Source organism: Kitasatospora sp. NPDC086009 (genome assembly GCF_044540385.1).
Classification (GTDB): Bacteria; Actinomycetota; Actinomycetes; order Streptomycetales; family Streptomycetaceae; genus Kitasatospora.
The window spans coordinates 147,719-169,847 of the sequence record NZ_JBITSA010000005.1 but is presented as its reverse complement, the minus strand read 5'-3'; the positions used below and the strand labels follow the sequence as shown (position 1 = coordinate 169,847).

The following is a 22,129-nucleotide window of genomic DNA, read 5'->3' as shown; positions in this document are numbered from 1 at the left end:
TGTGCTGCTCAGTCCCGGGGCCGCTCGTCCACCACCTGACGGAGCTTGCCCGTCCGGGGGTTGGTCGCCAGCTCGGCGCGGGGCACCCACTCGACGGCGAGGTGGTGGATCGCGCCGGACGCCACCTCGGCCGGGTAGAGCGGCACGGCCGCGTACACGGCCGCGACCAGCCGTTCGCCGAGCCCGCCCGGCGCCGCCGGCGGCGGCCCGGTGTAACCGAGGCGCAGCACGAGGCCGTCCCGGCCGTCCCAGCGGCGCTGCACCAGCTGCAGGCCCGAGATGACCCGGTCGGGGTCGGCGGCGAGCAGCACGGCGCGGATCTCCTCGGTCGGCAGGGCCACCGTGCCCACCCGGGCGCCCTCGTTCGACCGGCCGACCAGCCGGAACGTCCCGCGCTCCAGGTCGACCCACTCGGCGCGGTCCCCGGTCGGGTACCGGAGGATCGGCATCAGGGTGCGGAACAGATTGGTGACCACGACCCGGCCGGGCACACCCGCCGCCGTGACCGGCTCGCCGGTCACCTCGTCGACCAGCTCCACCACCGTGCGGTCCGGGAAGGCCTCGTGGACGCGGACGTCGTCGCCCGGCACCGGCGCGCCGACCAGGCCGGCGTCGTTCGAGGCGTAGCCGACCGAGGAGACGGCCGCCTTCGGGAAGGCCCGGGACAGGATCGGCCGCAGGTCGGCGAAGAGCAGGTCGCCGCCGAAGAGCAGCAGTTCCACGGAGTCGGCGCTGCGCCCGCGCCGGACCAGGCACTCGGCCACCGCGCTGAGCTTCATCGGCTCGCCCGCGAGGACGTGCACGCCGAAGCCGGTGATCAGGTCGACCACGTAGTCGTCCGGCGCGGCGCAGCCGACCGGCAGGCGGACGTTCTCCACCGGCGCGTGGTGCAGCGCGTTCTCGATGTAGAGGAAGCCGCCGTAGAGTTCGCCCGCGCAGAACAGGTTGGCCACCCGGTGGCCGGGTTTCAGACCGGCCCGGACCATGCCCGCGCCGAAGGCGGTGACGGAGTCGGCGTGCTCGGTGCGCGACCAGGGGGAGAACTTCGGGACGCCGGTGGTGCCCCCGGTCTTGTAGACGCCGGCGTCGGTGAGCGGGCCGGTCAGCAGCCGGTTGTCCGGCCAGGTGTTGGCGGCCCAGAACGCGGTCTGGTCGATGAGGGGAAGTTCGGTGAGGTGCGAGATCGTCCGGGGGACGTCGCGGTACGCCTCCGCGTAGAACGGCGAGTGGCCGCGGGCGAAGTCGACCAGCTCCTGAAGCGGTTTCGCGGGCACTGCTCCTCCTGTCGATCGGTGGTCCGGAATGATGCTGATGGTCCGTCAATTCGGTGTCAGGCCGGGAGGTGCGGGTGCCCGATCCAGCTGTGGGCGAGGCGCTGCACGGTCGAGCCGTCCCGGTCGGCGAGCTTGTGGTCCAGGTGGGCGGCGGACCACGCGTTGGTGGGGACGCGGAAGGCCGGATGCTCGGCGAGCAGGGTCCGGACGACCACCTCGGCCACCTCCCGGGCGGGCTGGCCGGCGGCCTCCCAGCCCTGCGCGCCGAGCCGGTCGAGGTAGTCGGCGAAGGTGCCCGCGTACGGGCCGGAGGCGGCCAGCAGGGTCGAGCGGTCGATGTCCGGGAACACGCCGAACTCGGTGTCCGGGACGAAGCCCGGTACGACCACCGACACCCGCACACCGTGCGCCGCGGCGACCGGGGCCAGGCTCTCCATGAACCCCTCGACGGCGAACTTCGCCGCGCAGTACGCCTCGTTGAACGGCTGGCCGACGACGCCGTGCACGCTGCCGATCGTGACCAGGCGTCCGCGGGCGGCCCGCAGCAGCGGCATCGCGGCCCGGCTGACCGCGACGACGCCGAAGAAGTTCACCTCCAGGTTGGCCCGCAGCGCGGCCGTGGTCGACATCTCCAGGGTGGGATCGGAGTTGGAGACACCGGCGTTGTTGACCACCGCGTCCAGCCGGCCGTACGCCCCCCGCACCTCGTCGAGGCAGGTGGTCACGGAGTCGGCGTCGGTCACGTCGAGGCGGCGGACGTCCACCGCGACGCCGGCGCGGTCGGCGGCCGCGCGCAGGGCGTCGGCCCGGCCGGGCTCGCGTACGGTCGCGACCGTGCGGAACCCGGCCCCGGCCGCGGTGACGGCGGTGGCCAGCCCGATGCCCGAGGACGCCCCGGTGACCAGCAGGACACCCCGGCCCGGCGTCATGAGGTCTGCTCCGCCGGGGCGGGCGGGGTGGCGGTGGCCGGTCCGGCGTCGGCGGGCGGCTCCTGCGCCCCTTCCCGCTCGGTCGCGTCGAGCAGCGGCTGGATGCCGAGTGCCGGCAGGAAGGAGAGCGCCGCCAGCAGGGTGCCGCCGGCCATCACCGTCCGGGCCGCGTCCAGGATCCCCAGCGGACCGGTCAGCAGCGAGACTGCCAGCCCGCCGGCCAGGGCGGCGAGCGGGATCACCCCCCAGGTGACGGTCCGGAAGGCGGCGTGCATCACCCCCTGGTGCCGCGCCGACATCCGGGACTGCCGGGTGGGGGCGCTGCAGACGTTGATGCAGGACATGAAGAAGCCGTAGCAGCCCATCGTCACGGCGATCACCGGTCCGGCCGGCAGCGCGGGCGCGGCGAGCACCCCGAGGCCGACCAGGCAGTGCAGCAGCAGCGACCAGGCCAGCGTGCGCCCCAGGCCGAGGCGTTCACTGATCCTCGGGGCGACGACCGCGCCGGCCAGCGCGCCCACCGCGGCGACCGACATGGCCGCGCCGAAGACGCCGACCGAGACGTCGAGGCCCCGGTAGGCGAGCACGGGCAGCACCGTGACGAAGATCGGCCCGCCGCAGTTGAGGGTCACCGCGGCCGCCACCACCCGGCGCAGCACCGGGTCGGCCCGGTTGAGCCGGAAGCCCGCCGTGAGCCGTTCCCGCACGGAGCCGGTGGCGACCGTCCGTTCGCCCCAGGCCGGCATCCGGCGGAAGCAGGCGGCGGAGACCAGGTAGCTGGCCGCGTCGACGAGCAGGGCGGCGACGCCCAGCGCGCTGTAGAGGCCGGCCGCGATCGACGGCCCGGCCACCTCCGACACCGAGCCGCTGCCCTCCAGTCTGGAGTAGGCGCGGACGAGTTGGTCCTTCGGCGCGACGGCGGGGACGGCGACGAGGTAGCCGACGTTGAAGAAGATCGTCGCGCCGCTGATCACCGCCACGCAGCCCACCAGCAGTGGCGTGGAGAGCGCGTCCAGCCAGTACGCCAGCGGGACGGCCGCGACGGCGACCAGTCGGACGAGGTCGCAGACCAGCATCGTCCGGCGTTTGTCCCAGCGGTCGACCAGCACGCCGGCGACCGGGCCGAGCAGCGGGATGCCCAGGTACTGGGCCATCGCCACGACGCCGACCTGGAGGGCGCTCGCGTGCAGCACGAAGATCATCAGGGTCGGGACGACGAACACGGTGACCCGGTCGCCGACCGTGCTGACCGTCTGACCGGCCCAGAACAGGTTGAACCCGCGCCCCAGCGAGACGGGCCTGCGCGGCTTCACGGGCCCTCCCGGTTTCACGAGCCTTTCCGGCTTCACGGGCTTCCGCGGCTTCACGAGCCCTCCCGGACGACGAGGCCGGCCGTCTTGCCCGTCCGGCCGTTGCTGACCAGCTCGTCCACCCGGCGCACCCGGAAGGACTCCGGATCGTGCTGGAATGCGGTGCTGAGCGTGAAGGTCGCGGCCAGCACGGCCCTGCGCAGCCGCTCGGTGTCGGGCGGTCCGCCCGGGCCGGCGAGCAGCAGCAGCTCGACCGCGGCGGCCCGGCCGTGCTCCTCGGTGATCACCACCTGGGCCCGGGACACCCCCGGCTCCCGCTCCGCCCGTGCGATGACCTCGTCCACGTGCAGTCCCAGCCCGCGGACCTGCACCACGCTGTCACGGCGGCCCAGGACCCGCATCGCGGAGCCCGGCCGGCCGCACGGACAGGCCAGCAGCGTCCCCGCGTCGCCGGTGCGGTAGCGCAGCACCGGATTGAGCACCGCCGGGTCGAGCGTGGTGAAGTCCAGCAGCTCCGCCGCGCCGACGTGCACCAGCTGCTCGGGCAGCGGGTGGAAGGTGTCGGCCGGACAGTCCGGGGTGTTGGTCCCGACCACCCAGGTCTCCGTACTGCCGAACATGCCCCACCGGCGCGCCCGCGGGGCGACCGCGGCCAGGTCCGCCTCCAGCTGCGGCTGCCACGCCTCGCCGAGCCAGAGCACCTTGCGCAGCGCCGGCAACTCCAGCCCGGCGTCCCGCGCCCGGGCGAACCAGAGCCGGAGCACGCTGGGTGTCCCGCCGATCGCGGTGACCCGGGCGGTCGCGAAGAACCGCAGCCAGTCGGCGTACTCGTCGGTGGCGACCGAGCCCACCGCGAGGATCCGGCACCCGGCGAGGTCGGCCAGCGCGGCGGCGAGGAAGTGCGCGCCCCACATCCGGCCGGCGCCCCAGGCGTTGACGAAGACGTCGTCGCGCTCCAGCGGCCGCCACCGCGCGTGCACCCGGGCCATGTAGAAGCCGGTGGGGGCGTGGCCGACCTTGGGTGCTCCGGTGCTGCCGCCGCTCTGGAAGAGCCAGGTCGCTCCGGCGCCCGGGGCGGCCCGGGGTTCGAGGTGCGCGAGGGCGGCGTTCAGGCCGTCCTTGTCCAGCGGCGGCAGCGCGGCGAGCCCGTCGAGCGTGCGCGGGACCGCGCAGTCCGCGTAGCGCTGCGCCAACTCCGGTACGTCGCGCAGACGTTCGAGGGTGCGCCGGGCGACGTGCAGCCGCGGCTCGGCCGCGTCCGGGGGGAGTGAGAACAGCTCGGTCATCGCGTCCGGGTCTCCGTTTCCGAGGTGGGCGTGGCCGGTTCGCCGCCGCGGCCGGCCAGCCAGGCGGCGTGGGCGTCTCGGTAGGCGGTGAACCGGGCGCGGGTGATGTCCCGTTGCAGGGTGCGCTGCGGGTCGTCCAGGTCCGGGGCGATCACCCCGTCCGGTTCGAGCTCGGAGAACCAGTACCGTTCCCCGTCGAAGAGGAAGTCGACGCAGAAGAACGGCATCGGCAGCCGCTCGGCGAAGTAGGCGGTGGCGGCGGCGAGTTCGGCCGGGACGGCCGGGAACTCCATGGCGCCGCCCCTGCTGGCGTTGGCCACCGGCGAGCCCGGCTCCGGGATCCGCTTCATCACGGCGTACGGCTCGCCGTCGACCACGTACACCCGGTAGTCGACCGTCCCGTCGCCGAGGTAGGGCTGGACCACGAGCGTGGTGTCCCCGCCCTGCGCCAGGCTGGCCAGGCCCCGGAGGTCCTCGGCGCCGCGGGCCAGGTTGATCCCGCCACCACCGCACCAGCCGGCCGGCTTCACGATGGCCGGGTAGGTCATACCGCCCAGCGCCACCTCGTACTGGTGCTTGGCGATGTCGCGGCCGGTGCCGATCCGCACGGTCGGGACCGGGGGGACGGGGGAATCGGCGAGGTGCAGCAGGGTGGCCAGCTTGTCGTTGCCGATGAGCGACATCAGCGGGGGGAACGGCAGGTAGAACCCGGCCTGTTCGAGCACGGCGTAGAGCGCGTACTGGTTGAAGACGTCCATCGACTGGTACGGCAGCGAGTAGAGGGCGGTCACGAAGAGGGTGTCCTGCGGCGAGACCGCCTCGTCGTCCACATAGACCACCGGCCGCCCGCGTACGGTGCCGTCGACGGTGACCGCGTCGGGGGCGTGCCGGGTCCAGCTCATCCCCAGGCTCTCGGCGACCTCCGCGTAGAGGTCCCAGAAGAAGGGGCGCCAGGTCGCCGCCATCCTGGTCGACTCCCGGTCGGGGAAGATCCAGCACATCCGGCGCAGCGGCCCGGCGCCGGGCGCGGTGGGGGGTGGGGTCACGGCGTGTCCTTCCGAGGGGGTGCGGACGAGGGGGTGCCGGGCTGCTCGGACCACCAGCGGCGGCCCGGCTCCGGGAGGGTGTCCACCGGGTCGTAGTACAGGTGGCGCCGGTCGAGCACGGCGTCGAGGTCGGTGCTCTCGCGGGCCTCCGGCGCGGTGCGGTAGTCCTTCGTCCAGGAGGAGATGCCGCGTTCGCGGTCGTAGGCGACCGCCTGGTGCACCCAGCGCTTGCCGAGCTGGGGGACGTCGCAGACGATCCGCGGGGTGGCGTAGCCGGGCAGGTAGCCCATGATCGCCTCCTGGAGCCGCTGGGCCCGGTGCACCGGAGTGCGCCAGTGCTCGGCGCCCGGGATCATGTCGCAGAGGTAGAAGTAGTAGGGGAGGATGTTCGCCTCGCCCTGGAGGGCGAAGCAGAGGTCCAGCAGGTCCTCGGGGGTGGCGTTGACCCCGCGCATCAGCACGCCCTGGTTGCGCACGTCCCGCACGCCCGCGTCCAGCAGCGCCCGGGCCGCCTCGGCGACCAGCGGCGTCACCGACTGCACGTGGTTGGCGTGGGTGTGCACGGCGAGGCTGACCGACCGGCGGGCCGCGACGGCGGCCACCCGGCCCAGCCCCTCGACGATCCGCGGCTGGAGCCAGTGCTGCGGCAGGCCGACCACCGCCTTGCTGGCCAGCCGGATGTCGCGCACCGACTCCAGCTCCAGCAGCCGCAGCAGGAACGTCTCCAACTGCGGCCAGGGCACGTTGGCGAGGTCCCCGCCGGAGACCACCACGTCGCGCACCGACGGGGTGCGCTTGAGGTGGTCGAGGATCTGCTCCTGCCGGTCCACCGGCCGCAGCGCCAGCCTGGTCTTGGTGACCTGGGGGGTGGAGTTGCCGACCAGGTCCATCCGGGTGCAGTGCCCGCAGTACTGCGGGCAGGTGGCGGTCAGTTCGGCCAGCACCTTGGTGGGGTAGCGGTGGGTGAGCCCCTCCACCACCCACATCTCGGCCTCGTGCAGGGAGTCGCGTTCGGCCTTGGGGTGGCTCGGCCAGCGCGGGTGGCGGTCCGCGCGGACGGGCAGCATGTAGCGGCGGACCGGATCGGCCAGGAAGGCCTCGGTGAACGCCCGCGGTACGGTCGGTGCGTGCGGCGCCATGGTGTTCAGCATCTGCGGCGGCAGCAGCATCGACATGGTGGCGAACCCGGCCTGGTCGGCGGCGAGTTCGTCGTAGAAGCGGTCGGTGAGCAGCGCTCCGACGACGCCCCGCAGCTGCCGGGCGCTGCGCACGCAGTGCGCCCGCTGCCACTGGGCGTCCCGCCACTGCGCCGCGGTGACGTGGCGCCAGCCCGGCAGGCGGCGCCAGTCCGGCTCGGCAAGCGCGGTCCGGACGTACTGGTAGGGCTGCCGGGTGGGTTGGCGGTCCATCGGGCGCTACTGGCCGGTGAAGCGGGTGGCGAAGCGGGTCCGCAGTTCGCGCTTGAGCACCTTGCCGGTCGGCCCGAGGGGGAAGTCCTCCGGTGTCCGGGCGATGCTCACCGCGGCGAGCGTGGCCAGTCCGGCGCCGGCGAGCGCCTTGTTGGCGGCCTCCTGGACCTCCTCGGCGGTCACCGCTGCGGCCTCGGTCTGCAACCGGACGACGCCGAGCGGCCGTTGGCCCTCGCCCGGCGCCCCGGGCACGCCGATCACCGAGCAGTCCTGGACGAGCTCGCCGCAGTCGGCCAGCAGCACCTCCTCGATCGGCAGGCTGTAGACCGGGCCGGCCGCGGTGTCGATGACGTCCACCGTCCGGTCGAGGTGGTAGAAGTTGCCCTCGGCGTCGCGGCGCGCCACGTCGCCGGTGAGCCAGTGGCCGGCCAGCTCGAAGCTCGCGGTGAGCCGGGGGTCGTTCCAGTACCCCGGGGTCCGCGAGGGGGAGACGATACCGAGCAACCCGACCGTGCCGTCCGGGAGTTCCTCGCCGTCCTCACTGAGGATCGAGGCCCGCCGGACGACCTCCAGCGGCTTGCCGACGCAGCGGTCGTCGCGGGCGCTCTCCGGTGTGGTCACCTGGCCGAACAGCGCCATGCCCATCTCGGACGAGCCCAGGCCGTCGATGAACTGCGAACCGGGCAGGTCGGGTTGTTCGGCCCGCTGCCGGGGCAGCAGCCACGGCCGGATCAGCCCGGCCGGCCGCCGCCCGAGCCGCACCAGCCGCCGGATGTGCCCGTAGTGCGCGCTGTCCCCGGTGTTGAACCAGGAGTGCACCTCGGCCGCGCCCCTGGTGGGCGGTTCGCCGGTGGCCAGCTCGACGAAGGTGCGCGGGAAGGAGGCGACCATGGTGGGCCGGAAGGCCTCCATCACCGGCTCCACGACCGCTCGCCGCCAGTCGGACATCACCACGGTCGGCAGACCGAGCAGGGTGGCGGTGAGGAAGTAGCTGAGGCCGCCCGCGTGGGTGTGCGGCATCATCGACATCAGCCGGTCGTACGGCTCCGCGGGGAAGCGCACCATCCGCGGCTGCTTGCCGTCCCAGAACTGACGGTGCGCCAGCATCGTGGACTTCGGCGTGCCCGTGGTGCCCGAGGAGTGGATCAGGGCGACCACGTCGGCGTCGGCGTGCCGGTACGGGTAGACCTCGGGGAGCCGGGCCGCGCCGGCGTCGAAGGCCCGGATCTCGGCGGCCGGCATGATGAACCGGGGGCGGCGGCTCGGGGCCTCGCGGTAGGCCGCGGCGAGGCGGGTGGGATCGTCCGCCACGATGCCGACCACGCCCACGTGGTCGAGGTAGCGGACCATGACGTCGTGCCGCATGGCGTCGTTGACCAGGGCGGGGACGGCGCCGAGGGCGGTCAGCGCGAGGAAGTGCAGCAGTGGTTCCAGGCCCTCGCCGACGACGATGCCGACCGGCTCGCCGGGGCGCACGCCGTTGGCCCAGTACCAGCTGGCGTAGCAGTCGCGCAGGGCGGCGAGGTCGAGCAGGCTGTGGCCGCGCAGGACGACCGCGCCGCGGTGGTCGGTGTGGTGGCTGTAGGCGAACGGGACCGCGCGGTTCGGGTTGACCGCGAGGGCGTGGTCCAGGAAGTTGCCCGCGCCGAGGGCGGGTTCGGTCATCAGCCGTTCCCGGGCGGCGAGGGGCGCGAGGGGACTCCGGTCGCTCATGGCGGTCTCCTGGGGGGAGTGGCCCGGCGGGGTCCTTGTGGAACCGGGCCGGGCGACGGTGGGGGGCCGGCCCGCGCTGCGGCGTGGACCGGTTGGTGCGGGCGTGCGGGCGTGCGGGTACGACGGGGCGCCGGGTGGCGGTGCCCCGGGGCGGGGACGGCTGCCGGTGCGCCTTCGTGAACGGCCCGGCCGGGGCCGCGGTGGGTGCCGGGCTGGGCACCCGGCTGGGTGCCGGGGTCAGTCCCGGGCGAGGATCTCGGCGACGACCCGGTGGCCGGAGCGGACGGCGCCTTCCATCAGCCCGAAGTACTCGGTGCTGGTCTCGGTGCCGGCCCAGTGCACCCGCTCGTGCGGTGCGGTCAGCGTCGGCCCGTACCGGAGCCAGTCGCCGGGCCCCCGCAGCGCCGCGTAGCAGCCCTGGCTGTACCGCTCGTCGACCCAGTCGGTGATGTGCAGTCCGGTCGGCGGCGGGAGCATCGGGAAGATCCGGGCGGCCTGCTCCACCACGGCCGCGCGCTGCCGCCGCGGGCTCAGCGCGCCGAACCGCCGGGCCTCGGCCCCGGTGACGAAGCCGGTCAGGACGCCGACCCCGCCGTCGGCCGGTGAGTCGTCCACCGTCGAGAGCAGCGGGCCCTCGGCGTTGACCGACCAGCCGGAGAGGCCGTGCGCGCGCCAGAGCGGCGCGGGGTAGACCAGGGTCGCCTTCACGGCGCAGCCCCGCGCCGTCCGGTCGCCCGCTCGGGGCACCGTCGGCGCCGGCCGGTGTTCGACGGCGTCGGCGAGCAGCGGCGGCAGCGCCAGCACCGCGACGTCCGCCCGGTGGGCGCCGGCCGTCGTGTGGACGGTGACCCCGGCGTCGTCCTGGTGGACCGCGCGGACGGCCTCGCCGAGCCGCACCCGGCTGCCCAGCCGGCCGGCCAGCCGCTCGCACACCTGGTGGGCGCCGCCGGTGATCCGGTCCTGCTGGGCGCCGCCCTCGAAGGCGTTGAGGTAGCGGACGCCACCGCCCGAGCGGAGGTAGAACGCCATGTGCAGCACGGAGACGTCGGCCGGGTCGGCGGCCATCATCTCGCCGAGGAACAGCGGGAAGAAGAGCCGGGCGTCCGGGTGGGTCAGCCGCCGGTCGGCCCATTCGGCGGCGGTGAGGGTGTCCAGCCGCTCGGCGTCCGGAGTGAGCCACGGCGCGTCGGGGCGGACGGCCGCGGTGAGTTCGTCCAGCAGGTCGAAGAGGTCGCCGAGTGCCACCGCGTTGAGCGGCGGGAACCGGCCGTCCCGGGTGGTGCCCTCGGGGCCGAGGACGAACCGGCTGGCGCCCCGCATCGTGGTCGGCGTGGTGTCCAGGCCCAGTTCCTTGACCAGGGCGAGGAGTTCGGTGTGCCGCTCGCCCAGGTAGGCGGCTCCGGCGTCGACCTGGCAGCCGGGCGCGACCGGCAGGCCGCGGGTGCGCCCGCCGACCCGGGTGCGGGCCTCCAGCACGGTGACGTCGATGCCCCGGGCCGCCAGCCCGGTGGCGGTGGTGAGGCCGGCGAGCCCGGCGCCGACCACGACGGCGGTCCTGACCCGGCCGGGCTCCCGAGGGGTGGGTGCCGCCGCGGCGTCGTCGGGGTCGGTCATCTGCCGGCCGCGATCTTCTCGGCGAGCGCCCGGGGCGTCGGCGCGAGCAGGAAGTCGTCGAAGGACAGCTCCACGCCGTGGTCGCGGGCGATCGCGCTGAGCACCCGGGTGGCGATCAGCGAGTCGCCGCCGAGCTGGAAGAAGTCGGAGTCGGCCGCGACCTCGGGTGTCTCCAGCACCCGGCGGAAGAGGGCCACCAGGCCGTCGACCCCGGCGGCGGAACGCTCCGCGGCGGCTGCTGGTATGCCGTGGACGGCGGCGGAGAGGGTGGCGTCAACGTTCATCGAGGGTCTCCTTTGACCTGTTCGGGGGCCGCGTACCGGCGGTGCGAGCCGGCCCGGTCGACCTTTCCGCTCGTGGTGCGCACCAGTTCGGGCACCACGGTGATCCGGCTGGGCACGAGATGGCCGGGGACCTCCGCGCGCAGGTACGCCAGGACGTCGGCGTCCAGCGTTCCTCCCGTCGCGTCCGCCCGCGCCACCACATAGGCGACCAGGGCGGACCGGCCGGCGAGCGTCGCCGCGGCCACCGCCACCGCGTGCACCCCGGGGTGGCCCGCGATGTGCGCCTCCACCTCCGCCGGGTCCACCCGGATGCCCCGGACCTTGACCTCGCCGTCCAGCCGGCCGCGGTGGGTGAGGAGGCCGTCCGGGGACCCGCTCACGAGGTCGCCGGTGCGGAAGCAGCGGACGCCGTCGACGACGGTGAACCTGGCACCGGTGGCCTCGGGCAGGTCATGGTAGCCCAGCGCAACGGACGGCCCCCCGATCAGCAACTCGCCCTGTTCGCTGATTAGTTGAACGACGTGGCGGAGCGGGCGGCCGATCGGCGCCCGGGCGCCGCCGGGCCAGTCCCAGTCGGCCGGGGGCGCCTGCGGGCCGTGCAGGTCGACGGCGTGGGTGATCAGCGTCGTCTCGGTGCAGCCGTAGGTGTTGACCAGGCGGATCCGCCCGGTGTCCAGCGCGGTCCAGTCGGCCAGCCGGGCGGGGCTCGCCGGCTCGCCCCCGATCACCAGCACCCGTACGCAGTCGGGCAGGGGTGCGCCCTTCTCGGCCAGGTGGAGCACCAGCTCGTGCCAGAAGGCGGTCGGCAGGTCGAGGACGGTGATCCGCTCGCGCTCGACCATCCGCAGGAACCGCGGGAAGGACCCGCGGTGCGCCTCGTCGTCGAACACCAGGGTGGCGCCCGCGGTGAGCGTCGGCAGGATCTCCTCGAAGCAGGTGTCCCAGTTGAGGGAGGCGAACTGCAGCACGCGGTCGTCGGGCGTGAGGCCGAAAAGCTCGCGCAGTGAGGGCACCACGGCGGCGAGGGCCCGGCGGGGGGTGAGGACCGGTTTCGGCTGTCCGGTGGAGCCGGAGGTGAAGAGGAGGTAGGCCGGTTCCCCGCCGGTGGTCCCGCTCCGAGTCCCGGCGCCGTCGCGGGCGTCGCTGTGGCCGGTGTCCGCGTTCCGGCCGGCGTCCGCGCTCCGGCCCGGCTCCGCCGGAGGCGGGCGAAGGGCGTCCGGTGCGGTGCCGGGAACGGCGTCCGGCGCGGTGCCGGGCGAATTCGGAACGCCCGCCCGGGCCGTTCTCCCCAGGTTTGCGGAGAATTCCGGCAGGGGGGCCGGGGCGATCCAATCGAGGCCGAGTCGGTGTGCCGATCCGGGATCGGCCGCGACCATTGTGCGACAGCCGACCGCCGAGAGCATCGTCTGCGACCGGTGGGCCGGGAATGCCGGATCGGTGGGGCAGTAGACCCCACCCGCGGCGAGGATGCCGAGCAGCCCGACAACCGTTTCCGGAATGTGGTGCGCCTGCACGGCGACCACCCCCGGGTCGGGCCCGAGGCGCCTGGCCAGGTCGCTCACCGCCGCGTGCAGACGGGCGTAACCGATGGCCCGGCCGTGCCGGACAATCGCCGGGCGCTCCGGAAAGCGGCCAACGGTTTCCGTGAACGCGTCAAGTAAGTCGGAAGGAACTCGAGTGGTGCTGTTGTCATGTGACATGCCCGCCCCAAGGAATTGCTCGCAAGCGCTCATTCGCGCTCGGCGGACCGGGACTCTACCTTCGAACATGCGGTGTCACAATGGCTGTTGAGGATATTGCGGCGCCATGGTGTGGTCGAATGGTGAACGAAGCCGCGCTGCCGAAGAATGTCCGCCGTCGCCGGATTGACGTCGGTGGCGGTGGGAAAGAATGGCGCCGAGCCATGTCCCGGTGAACGTCCGCCGGCCGTTCGTGCCGGGTCCGACGGAGCCTCATGGGTGGGGTCCGCCGCCGGCGCGGCCGGGCGCGGGCGCACCGCCGGTCCGGGCGGCGGCGCCGCCCAGGAGGTCGCGGTGCGGCGCGGTGGCGACTGCTGCGGTGTTCGGGGCCACGCCGCCGGTCGCGGGGCCTCTCCCGGGCCGTGACGACGCGGTCGCGGCCGGTGCCGCCGCCCGGACCGGTCCCGGTCGCCCGCCGCCACCAGTGCGTCGGCCGGGCTCCTCTGGGGTCGGCCCGTTCCGACGGTGGCGCGGGGTGCCGCCGCCTGGCCGGCGGTCGCGCCGCGCCCTGACCGGCCGGTGGTGACCGGTTCCTGCCACGGTGGGCCGGCGCAGGCCTGGCTGCGCGCCGACGGGGCAGACGAACCCGCAGCGTTGCCCCGGGCACCCGGGTCGGGCCCGGTTGCCGATCACCAAGGAGGAGTCGCCGTGAGTGATGCCGTACCGCCCTCGCCCTCGCTGTCCGTTGCCGAACTGTCCTCGGAGGCGGCCGAGTTGCTCAGCGCCGCGGTGCGCAGCGGTGCACCCGGGGGAGCGCCCGGCCTGGTGCTCCCGGGGGACGCGGTCGAGGCCGTCGCCGCGCTGGCCGGAGTGACCGCCCGGCTGCCCGAACTCCTGGACCAGCTCGCCTCGTTCCTCAGCAGTGAGCAGGCGGCCGGGCGCGTCGGTCCGGCCCGCGGCGAGGGGCTCGACGGGGAGCGGGCCCACGAGGCCCTGCGGGCCGCGCGCGACGCCCGCGAGCACCTCTACGAGGCGGGCCGCACCGCGGCGCTGGTCGCCGAGGCGGTGACGGCGGCCGCGACCGTGCTGGCCCCGCTCGGCACGGCCCACCCGGCGGGTCGACCGGCCGAGCCGCACGCCTGAGGGTCACGGCCGGGCCGACGCGCCACTGCGTTCCGTGCACTCCGGGGGCGCCCGCCCGGTCGGCTCGGCCGGCGGAGTCCGGAGACCGGCGCTACGGGAGGATCGGACCGATCGAGACCTGGGTGGTGTAGACCCGGCTGTTGCCGCAGTTGGCGGTCGCGGTGCCGTCGCCGAGCCGCAGGCCGCTGGTGACGGTGAGGCCGGACATGCACTTGGCCGAGACGGACCAGGCCCGGCGGGGTTCGAGGCCGGAACAGACGCCGACGCCGAACGGGCCCGAGGGGTAGGCGACGCACGAGCCGGTGGTCGGGTTGTCGGCGCCGGCCCGCGCCTCGGCGGCGGTCGGGGCGGCCAGCGCGGCGGCGGAGGCGAGCAGGGAGGTCAGCAGCAGGGCGGTGGTGCGGCGCATGGGGAGTCCCTCCGGGGGTGGCGGCGGCGCGCGAGGGCTGCACGGGCCCGATGGGGTCCGACGGTTTCCGCTGCGCTCCGACGGGTCGGTGAGGTGCCGTCAGTTGTGTGGGGCGGGTGAAATCCTGAGGGGGATGTGTGATGACTGTCAACGGTGTGTGACATGAGCAGGCGACTTCGCGCCACCGGGTGAGACTGCTCGGCGGTCCGCCACGGGGCGCCCCCGACTCTCGTGGGCCACGTGTCGGTCAGGCGGCCGAACTGCTGGAAATGGCGGGTGACAGACACCCGGGGCTGGTCCGGGCTCCGCCGCGCGCTCGCGGACCCGACCGGGCGCCAGATCCTGGAGGCCCTCGGCGCCGACGGCCTCGCGAGCCGCTGAGGCCGGAGCGCCGCCCGGCCCCGGGGCCCCTTTCGGGGCCGCCCCGGCCGAGGGGCGCGTGGCGGATTCCCGCGCCCCTTCGCGCCACCGCGCGCCGCAGGGCGGTCGGTCCCGGCTCTGGGCGGCGGCGGACGGCTCTGGGACCGTGGCGGGACACACCGCACACGAGGTCAGGGGGGCCGTCATGGCACGACGTTGGCTGGTCACGGGTTGTTCGTCCGGGCTCGGACTGGCACTGGCGAGAGCGGTGGCGGCCGCCGGGGACACCGTGGTGGCGACCGCCCGCAAGCCGGTGGCGCTGGACGGCCTGGTCGGCGAGCACCGGGGCCGGGTCGTCCCGGTCGCCCTGGACGTCCGCGACCCCGGGCAGTGCGCGGAGGCCGTCGCGGTGGCGGTCGACCGCCTCGGCGGCCTGGACGTCCTGGTCAACAACGCGGGCTGCGGGCTCTTCGGAGCGGTCGAGGAGGTGGGCGACGACGAACTCCGGGACCAGCTGGAGATCCTGGTGGTGGGCCCGTGGCGGCTGGCCCGCCTGGCGCTGCCCGTGATGCGCGCGCAGCGCGGCGGACACATCCTCAACGTCTCCTCGCTGGCCGGCCGGACGGCCTTCCCCGGCCTGGCCGCGTACGTCACCGGCAAGCACGCCCTGGAGGGCATGACCCAGGCGCTGGCGGCCGAGGCGGCCCCGTTCGGCATCCGGGTCGCCGCGCTGGAGCCCGGCGGCTACGCCACCCGGTACGGCTCCTCGCTCGCCGACGCGGCCGGCCGCTCGCCGGACTACGCGGAGTTCACCGGCCCGATGCGCAGTGCGCTCGGTGCGCTGGCCGAGGTGCCCGGGGTCGGCCGGCCCGAGGACTTCGCCCGGCAGGTGCTCCGGATCGTCGAAGCCTCCGGACCGCTCCCGGTGCGGATACCGGTCGGGCCCGGCAGCGCCGAGCACCTGACGGCGGTCGAGGAGGCGGCCCGCGCCGAGATCGCCGCCGCCCGGGCCCTGTTGGCGCCGCCGCGGACCTGAGCCGGCGACCGGCCCGGCCGCGCCGGACACCGCGACCGCCCTCCCGGGCGGCCCCCTCCGTCGTAGCCTGGCCCGCGGGGACCCCGCTACGGCGACCGGCCGGCGGGGTGGCTGCAACGGTGCGAGCCGGGGGGCGGCATGCGGAACACGGTCAACGGCGGGACGTTCTTCCACGCGGTGGTGCAGGGCCGGAACGTCACCATCCAGCTGCCGGCGCCGCAGGACCCGGCCCTGGCGGGACTGCCGGAGCCGAACGCGTCGTTCGTCGGCCGCGCGGCGGAGGCCGCCGCACTCCGGGAAGCCCTGGAGCCCGGAGCGGGCGGCGGCCCGACACCGGTCGCCCTCGTCGCCGGGCTGGCCGGGGCGGGCAAGACCGAACTCGCCCTTCAGGTCGCCCGGCAGGCCTGTGACGAGCCCGGCTGGTTTCCCGGCGGCGTGCTCTTCGTCGACCTGTTCGGCTACGACGACGACCGCCGGGTGCCGCCCGAGCGCGCGCTGGAGGGGCTGCTGAACGCCCTGGGGGTGGCCGACGGGAACCTGCCCACCGGCGTCCAGGACCGCAGCAGGCTCTACCGGTCGCTGCTCCGGGCGTACGCCGCGAGCGACCGGCGGGTGCTGGTCGTCGTCGACAACGGCCGGTCGGCCGCCGAGGTGGAACCGCTGCTGCCCACGGACGGCGTCACCGCCGCGCTGGTCACCTCGCGCCACACCCTCGACCTCGGCGCTCCCGTGCACGAGATCGGCGAGCTGTGCCCGGCGGACTCGGTGGCGCTGATCGGCGCGGCGGTACGGCAGTTGCGCCCGGCGGGGGACACCCGGGTCGACGACGATCCCGCCGCGGTGGGGCGGATCGCCGAACTGTGCGGGCACCTGCCGCTCGCCCTGCGGATCTGCGCGGCGCTGCTGGCGGAGTCGCCGACCCGCACGCCGGCCGCACTGGCCGGGTCGCTCGCCGACGAGTACCGCCGGCTCGACCGGCTCGGGCGGGAGGAGCGCCGGGTGAGGGCCGTCTTCGACCTCTCCTACCGCCAGCTGGACCCCCGCACCGCCCGGGTGTTCCGGATGCTGCCGCTGGTGCCCGGCCCCGACCTGTCGACCGGCTCCGCCGAGCGGCTGCTGGCCGGGGACGAGGCGGAGGTGGAGCAGGCCCTGGTGGACCTCGCCCGGGCCCACCTGGTGGTGCCCGGCGAGGTCTGGGGCCGCTGGCGGCTGCACGACCTGGTGCGCCTCTACGCGGACGACCGGGGCCGGGCGTGCGCGGAGCAGGACGACCGGCAGGAGGCGCTCGGCCGACTGCTCGGACACTTCGTCAGCAGTGCCTGGGAGGCCGAGAGCCTGCTGTCGCGTTCCGGCGAGGTCGGTGTGACCTCGCGGTTCAGGGGCCGCGACGAGGCCGCGGCGTGGCTGGACGAGGAGTGGCCGGGGCTGCTGGCGGCCGCGATCGACGGAGCCGCCCTGGGCTTCCCCAGCATCCCCGTGCTGCTCGCCGCGGTGCTGCACCGGCAGTTCGTCCTCCGTCGTCGGGCGGGGGAGTGGCTGGCCGTGATCGACGCGGCCTCCGCGCAGCTCACCACGGCCGGGCAGGCGGAGGTCTCCGCGCTGACCGCGGGTCTGACCTCCGCCCGGGGGATGGCGCTGATGCTGGCCGGCCACCACGAGGAGGCGGTGGTCGTGCACGGCCGGGCGAGCGAGCAGTTCGGTGCCCTCGGCGACCGCAGGCAGGAGGCGGCCGCGCTGATCAGCCGGAGCACCGCGCTGCGGACGCTGCGCCGCTTCGAGGAGGACCGGGCCGACCTGGAGCGGGCGGCGGAGATCTTCACCGAGCTGGGCGACGCCTGGGGCATGGCGATGGTCCGGAGCAACGTGGGTGACGCCCTGCAGACGCTGGGCCGGCTGCACGAGGCCCTCCCGGTACTGGCCGCGGTGGCGGACGAGTTCGGCGCGCTGGCCGATCCCTGGGAGGGCTGGGCGCTGCACAACCTCGGCGTCGCCCAGCTCGGCAGCGCCCGGTACGAGGAGGCGGCGGGGACCTTCGCCCGGGCCCTGGAGTGGTTCCGGGACGCCGCCAGCGCCCAGGACGCGCTGGGCGAGGTGATGGTCCTGGACCACCTCGCCGAGGCGCTGGAGCGGGCCGGGCACCCGGCGGAGGCCGTCCGGGCGCGGCGGGCCGCACTCGACGCCGCCCGCCGTACGGGCCGGCCGGTCCGCTGGCCCTTCCTGCGGCTCGCCGTGACGCTCAGGGCGGCGGGCCGCGCCGACGAGGCGGTCGACGTCCTCGACGAGGCCGCCGCGGTCTTCGCGGACTCGGGGGACCCGAAGGGCCAGGCCGCGGAGCTGACCGCGCGCGCCGCGGTGCTCGGTGAGCTCGGGCGGCTCGACGAGGCCGTCGCGGCCGGCACCCGGGCCGCCGAGCTGCAGCGGGCCTGCGGCGAGGGCGAGGGCGAGGCCTCGGCGCTCTACAACCTGGGCACCATGCTGGTGCGGGCGGAGCGGCTCCGGCCGGCCGAGGACGCGCTCGGCCGGGCCGCCGAGGTCTTCCGGGCCATCGACGACGACCACGGGCGCGGGGAGTCGCTGAACAACCTGGCCTACGTGCTGATGCTGCTGGGCCGCTTCGGCCGGGCCGTCGCCGCGCAGGCCGAGGCGGCGGAGCTGTTCCACCGCAGCGACGACCACGCCTCGGAGGCGATCGCGGTCGAGGGCCTGGCCGCCCTGCGGGCCGTCCGCCCGGGCCTGCGCGCCCGGGCGGTGCCGGACTGCGGCATCGCCCGGGCGCTGGCCTCGACCCGCCGGTTCACCGCACCGCCGTGCGCGCGCTGACGCCGCGTGCTGCTGCCTGCGCGCCGACCGACGGGTGGTCGCGTCGCGCCGGGCGCTGGGCCGTTCGCCGGGGCGGCTCACCCGACCGGGGCATGTCTGTCACCCGTTCGTACCGCTCGGGTGGCGAGAAGGGCGACTTGCCCGCGTTCGTGTGCAAACGTCTCCCCGGTGCCCCTCACCGGGTGCCTCTGGGGCCCGTTCCGGGCCCGGCCCGTTCGTGAGGGCGGGTGGCAGAGCAGTGATGACCTTGGAAGGCGTGAGATGTCCGTGCGTGGAAACCTTGGCAAGTTCGTCGTCACCGCGGTTCTGGCGGCCGCGGCCGTAGTGGCCGTGCCGACCGCGGCGCTGGCGCACAGCGAGCCCCAGCCGTCGTCGTCGTCGTCGGGTCTGGCGGCGGGCGCGGCCTCGGTCGGCCTCTTCGGCCCGAAGCTCAGCTGGCTGGAGGCGTTCAGCAAGAGCAACGGCTGACCGACGGCTTCCCGACACCCGGGCGCCCCGGCCGCATCGAGCGGCCGGGGCGCCCGGCGTCGTGCCGCCCGGCGTTGTCCCGGTGCCTACGGGTGCGCGCCGTCCGGCTGGGCGGGGGAGGTCTGCTCGCCCGGGTCGAGCTCCTCGGCGAGGGGCTCGACGGCGCTCCCGGCCGGCAGGACGAGGGAGGCGACGGCGCCGCCGTCCGGGTGGTTGGCGAAGGTCAGTTCCGCGCCGATCACCCGGGCGTGGCCCTGGGCGATGGTCAGGCCGAGACCGTGTCCGCGCCCGCGCTCGCGCACGCTGGTGCGGAAGCGCTGCGGTCCGTGCCGCAGCAGGTCGTCGGGGTAGCCGGGGCCGTGGTCGCGGACGGTGATCCGCAGCCCGTCGACGCTCAGCAGCACCGGGCCCCGGCCGTGCCGGTCCGCGTTCACGAGTAGGTTGGCCAGGATCCGGTCCAGTCGGCGCAGGTCGGTGCGCACCACCGGTCCGTCGGCACCGGGTGCCGGGTCGGTCGGGGTGTCGCCCTCCGCCCGCACGGACAGGCCGACGGTCAGGCCGGTGATCGTGACCGTCCGCCGGACGGCCCGGCCGAGCGGCACGGGGGACAGGTACGGCGTCTCCGCGTCCGCGTCCAGCCGGGAGACCTCCAGCAGGTCCTCCACCAGGGAGCGCAGCGCCTGGACCCGGTTGCGGACCAGCTGGGTGGGCCGCCCCGGCGGGAGCAGTTCGGCGGCGGTGACCAGACCGGTGAGCGGGGTGCGCAGCTCGTGCGCGACGTCCGCGGTGAACCGCTGCTCGTCCTCCAGCCGGCGGTGCAGCGCCTGGGACATCGAGTCGACGGCGGCGGCGAGGTCGGCGACCTCGTCCCGGCCGTCGCCCAGTTCGCCCATCCGGGTGTCCGTCCGCCCGGCGGCGATCTCGCGGGCGGCCGTCGCGGCGGTGCGCAGCCGGCGGCTGATCCGGTCGGCGACGAGCACGCCCGCCAGGACGGTGGTGAAGACCGAGGCGGTGACCGTGATCAGGATGATCCGGTCGAGGTCGCCGATGGCGCCGCGGTCCGCGGTGAAGTCCACCCGGACGGACAGCACCGCGCCGTCGACGGGCGCGGCCGCCCACATCGCCTCGCCCTGCGGGCCGGTGGCCAGGACGGAGCCCTGGCGGCCGTCCGCCGCGAGCGCGCGCAGCCGGGGCGGCAGCGCCGGATCGTCCAGCGTGACGCCCGGGCGGGCGGGTTCGCCGTTGCGGCCGTACGCGGTGAGGGCGGAGTCCAGTGCGCCGAGCGCGGACCGGCGGGCCTGGTCGACGTGCTGACGCACCATCGCCTGGTGGACCAGCAGACCGACGCTCAGCGCGACCAGGACGGAGATCGCGGCGACGGCGGTGGCGATCTGACGGCGCAGGGTCATGCCGGGCGCCGCAGCTTGTAGCCGAAGCCGCGGACGGTCTCGATCCGACCCGAGCCGATCTTGGCGCGCAGCCGCTGGACATGGACGTCGACCACCCTGGTGTCGGCCCCCCAGTCGTAGTCCCAGACCCGTTCGAGCAGACCGGAGCGTTCCAGCACGGTGCCCGGCGCGGCGGTGAACTCCAGCAGCAGCCGCAGTTCGGTGGGGGTGAGCGGGACGAGGCGGCCGTCCACCCGCACCTCCATGCTGTCGGTGTCCACCTCCAGTCCGTCGATGGCGCGCACCGTGCGGGCCGCCGGCGCCGGTTCGGCGTCGGCGGGTGCGGAGGCGGGTGTCGCGGTGGGCGTCGCGGTGGGCGTGGCGGGTCCGGCGGGTGTCCCGGCCGGCGCTCCGGTGCCGGCCGCCGGTTCGGGCGCGGGTGCCGCTCCGGCCGGCGCCACCGGGACCCGGCGCAGCACCGTGCGGATCCGGGCCACCAGCACGGCGCTCTCGAACGGCTTGACGACGTAGTCGTCCGCCCCGGCCTCCAGCCCCGACACCACGTCGACGGGGTCGGTGCGCGCCGACATCATCAGGATCGGCAGCTGGCTCTCCTCGCGAATGCGCCGGCAGAGGCCGACCCCGTCGAGGAGCGGCAGCATCACGTCGAGCAGGATCAGGTCGGGGCGGGCGGTGTGGAACGCCTCCAGCCCCTCCAGCCCGTCGGCGGCCGTGCTGACGGGGAATCCGTAGCGTTCCAGGGCCATCCGGGTGGCCTCGCGAATCACCTCGTCGTCCTCGACGATCAGGATGTGCGGGTGGACGGGGGCGGGAGTCATCGCTTCGCTTCCGGGGCGGCCGGGGTCGGGGGAGCCGTGGTCGGCACTGCCGTGCCCGGGCGGGGGGCGGGGACCGGGACCGCCTGGTCGGGGCGGCGGGGCTGGCTCACCCCGCTGGAGGGCGAGACCGCGGGCTTGGCGGAGAACGGCGCGGCACTCGGCTGGCCGGCTCCGGCCGGCTCGGAGGGCCGGTCGGCGGGGGTGGGGCCGTGGCCGGGCGCCGTGACCGGACCGATCGCCTCGACCCGCTGCTCCAGCAGGACGAGCCGGGTGCCGTTCCAGCCGTAGTGGCTGATGGTGCGGGAGGAGGGGGTCGTCGCCTCGTTCAGCCAGAGGTCGGCGGCGAGGGTCTCGGCGCTGAACGCCCGGAGCACCGCCACCCGGAGGACGGGCACGACCCCGCCGCCGCCCAGGGTGTAGACGTGCAGGACGACCGAGCCGCCGGTGGCGACCGCGGCGATCAGCTCGGGGCGGCCGTCACCGGTGAGATCGCGGAACTCGGGGTCGCGGACCCCGCAGTCCGGACAGCCGGTCAGGGCGCGCCGCTCCTCCGCGGACAGGGCCGGGTCCTTGGCCAGCAGGGCGCCCAGGTCCACCGAGGTGAGGTCCGGGCCGGGCACGGCGACACCCGGCACCGGTACCGGTGGCGGCTCGGCGGGGCCCGTCTCGGACGCGGCGGGGGAGGTCGGCGACGGCGCCGCGGCCAGCGCCGGCCAGAGCGGCTGCGGCTTGGGGGACGGCGTCACGGGCCGGGCGGCTCCCGCGTCCCGCAGTTCCCCGGGGGTCGCGCACCCGGCCAGCGCCACGAGCAGGCCGAGGACGGCGACGGCGGATCCGCGCGCCGCCGCCCGGGGCCCTCGGCGGGGTGGGTGTGCTGCTGGCACGGTGGTCGTCCTCTTCCTGGTCTGCGGTGAGGCGTCGGTTCCCCCACGGTGATAGGTCGCCCGAACGCTATCGGGTGGTTCCGCCCGCCCGGGCACCGCCCACCTGCGGGGAGACCCCGGCGGCCGGGGGGGGGGGGGGGGCCCGGCGGGGGGCGGGCGCGGGCCCCCGCCCCGGGGCGGGGGGGGGCGGGGGGGGGGTGTGGGGGGGGCGGTGGGGAGGGGGGCGGCGCTTGGTGGG

18 protein-coding genes are annotated in these 22,129 nt (G+C 75.5%); 4 read left to right on the top strand and 14 right to left on the bottom strand.

The genetic code is table 11. The annotated features are described in order from the left end of the window. Positions 1-8: 8 nt before the first annotated feature. The 10 genes from ACIF6L_RS15240 to ACIF6L_RS15195 form a co-directional block, all read right to left on the bottom strand. Entirely contained in the window at positions 9-1,274 is a 1,266-nt protein-coding gene (locus tag ACIF6L_RS15240; RefSeq protein WP_396487307.1) for a phenylacetate--CoA ligase family protein, read from the bottom strand. Positions 1,275-1,330: 56 nt separating this feature from the next. After that, entirely contained in the window at positions 1,331-2,203 is an 873-nt protein-coding gene (locus ACIF6L_RS15235; RefSeq protein WP_396487305.1) for an SDR family NAD(P)-dependent oxidoreductase, read from the bottom strand. Continuing rightward, a complete protein-coding gene (locus ACIF6L_RS15230) occupies positions 2,200-3,516 on the bottom strand; it encodes an MFS transporter (protein WP_359804855.1) in 1,317 nt (438 codons plus the stop codon). Before ACIF6L_RS15230 ends, ACIF6L_RS15235 begins: the two co-directional genes overlap by 4 nt. Positions 3,517-3,566: 50 nt before the next feature. Next, the gene (locus tag ACIF6L_RS15225) at positions 3,567-4,799 is read right to left on the bottom strand and encodes an AMP-binding protein (protein WP_396487304.1); all 1,233 of its coding nucleotides are present in this window, start codon (positions 4,797-4,799) and stop codon (positions 3,567-3,569) included. Continuing rightward, positions 4,796-5,845 carry a RimK family alpha-L-glutamate ligase gene (locus ACIF6L_RS15220; RefSeq protein WP_396487302.1) on the bottom strand — a complete coding sequence of 350 codons (1,050 nt, stop codon included), beginning with the start codon at positions 5,843-5,845 and terminating at the stop codon, positions 4,796-4,798. Before ACIF6L_RS15220 ends, ACIF6L_RS15225 begins: the two co-directional genes overlap by 4 nt. After that, complete coding sequence (locus ACIF6L_RS15215) at positions 5,842-7,254, bottom strand: KamA family radical SAM protein (RefSeq protein WP_396487301.1); 1,413 nt, start codon at positions 7,252-7,254, stop codon at positions 5,842-5,844. The genes ACIF6L_RS15220 and ACIF6L_RS15215 overlap by 4 nt, the downstream gene beginning before the upstream one ends. A gap of 6 nt (positions 7,255-7,260) precedes the next feature. Then, entirely contained in the window at positions 7,261-8,967 is a 1,707-nt protein-coding gene (locus ACIF6L_RS15210) for a class I adenylate-forming enzyme family protein (protein ID WP_396487299.1), read from the bottom strand. 237 nt (positions 8,968-9,204) lie between these two features. After that, a complete protein-coding gene (locus tag ACIF6L_RS15205; RefSeq protein WP_396487297.1) occupies positions 9,205-10,581 on the bottom strand; it encodes a flavin monoamine oxidase family protein in 1,377 nt (458 codons plus the stop codon). Further along, positions 10,578-10,865 carry an acyl carrier protein gene (locus ACIF6L_RS15200; protein WP_396487296.1) on the bottom strand — a complete coding sequence of 96 codons (288 nt, stop codon included), beginning with the start codon at positions 10,863-10,865 and terminating at the stop codon, positions 10,578-10,580. Before ACIF6L_RS15200 ends, ACIF6L_RS15205 begins: the two co-directional genes overlap by 4 nt. Next, positions 10,862-12,565 (bottom strand): AMP-binding protein, encoded by a 1,704-nt coding sequence (locus ACIF6L_RS15195; RefSeq protein WP_396487294.1) that lies wholly within the window; start codon positions 12,563-12,565, stop codon positions 10,862-10,864. Before ACIF6L_RS15195 ends, ACIF6L_RS15200 begins: the two co-directional genes overlap by 4 nt. A gap of 687 nt (positions 12,566-13,252) precedes the next feature. Here ACIF6L_RS15195 and ACIF6L_RS15190 point away from each other — a divergent pair. Continuing rightward, the gene (locus ACIF6L_RS15190; protein WP_396487293.1) at positions 13,253-13,687 is read left to right on the top strand and encodes a hypothetical protein; all 435 of its coding nucleotides are present in this window, start codon (positions 13,253-13,255) and stop codon (positions 13,685-13,687) included. Positions 13,688-13,778: 91 nt separating this feature from the next. Here ACIF6L_RS15190 and ACIF6L_RS15185 read toward each other — a convergent pair whose 3' ends face one another. After that, a complete protein-coding gene (locus ACIF6L_RS15185) occupies positions 13,779-14,096 on the bottom strand; it encodes a hypothetical protein (protein WP_329491498.1) in 318 nt (105 codons plus the stop codon). A gap of 565 nt (positions 14,097-14,661) precedes the next feature. Between ACIF6L_RS15185 and ACIF6L_RS15180 the strand changes: the two genes are divergently transcribed. The 3 genes from ACIF6L_RS15180 (at position 14,662) to ACIF6L_RS15170 (ending at position 18,780) form a co-directional block, all read left to right on the top strand. Then, positions 14,662-15,492 (top strand): SDR family oxidoreductase, encoded by an 831-nt coding sequence (locus ACIF6L_RS15180; RefSeq protein WP_329491499.1) that lies wholly within the window; start codon positions 14,662-14,664, stop codon positions 15,490-15,492. Positions 15,493-15,630: 138 nt separating this feature from the next. Continuing rightward, the gene (locus ACIF6L_RS15175; protein WP_396487290.1) at positions 15,631-18,312 is read left to right on the top strand and encodes an ATP-binding protein; all 2,682 of its coding nucleotides are present in this window, start codon (positions 15,631-15,633) and stop codon (positions 18,310-18,312) included. Positions 18,313-18,579: 267 nt separating this feature from the next. Then, positions 18,580-18,780, top strand: coding sequence for a hypothetical protein (locus ACIF6L_RS15170; RefSeq protein WP_359804874.1), 201 nt, complete (start codon positions 18,580-18,582; stop codon positions 18,778-18,780). Between the two features lie 86 nt (positions 18,781-18,866). Here ACIF6L_RS15170 and ACIF6L_RS15165 read toward each other — a convergent pair whose 3' ends face one another. From ACIF6L_RS15165 to ACIF6L_RS15155, 3 genes are read right to left on the bottom strand one after another with little or no spacing between them, the layout of a single operon-like run. Then, positions 18,867-20,189, bottom strand: coding sequence for a sensor histidine kinase (locus ACIF6L_RS15165; protein ID WP_396487288.1), 1,323 nt, complete (start codon positions 20,187-20,189; stop codon positions 18,867-18,869). Further along, positions 20,186-21,007, bottom strand: coding sequence for a response regulator transcription factor (locus tag ACIF6L_RS15160; RefSeq protein WP_329491502.1), 822 nt, complete (start codon positions 21,005-21,007; stop codon positions 20,186-20,188). The genes ACIF6L_RS15165 and ACIF6L_RS15160 overlap by 4 nt, the downstream gene beginning before the upstream one ends. Further along, on the bottom strand, positions 21,004-21,891 hold the full coding sequence (locus ACIF6L_RS15155; protein WP_396487286.1) for a hypothetical protein: 888 nt from the start codon (positions 21,889-21,891) through the stop codon (positions 21,004-21,006). The genes ACIF6L_RS15160 and ACIF6L_RS15155 overlap by 4 nt, the downstream gene beginning before the upstream one ends. Between the last annotated feature and the right edge of the window lie 238 nt (positions 21,892-22,129).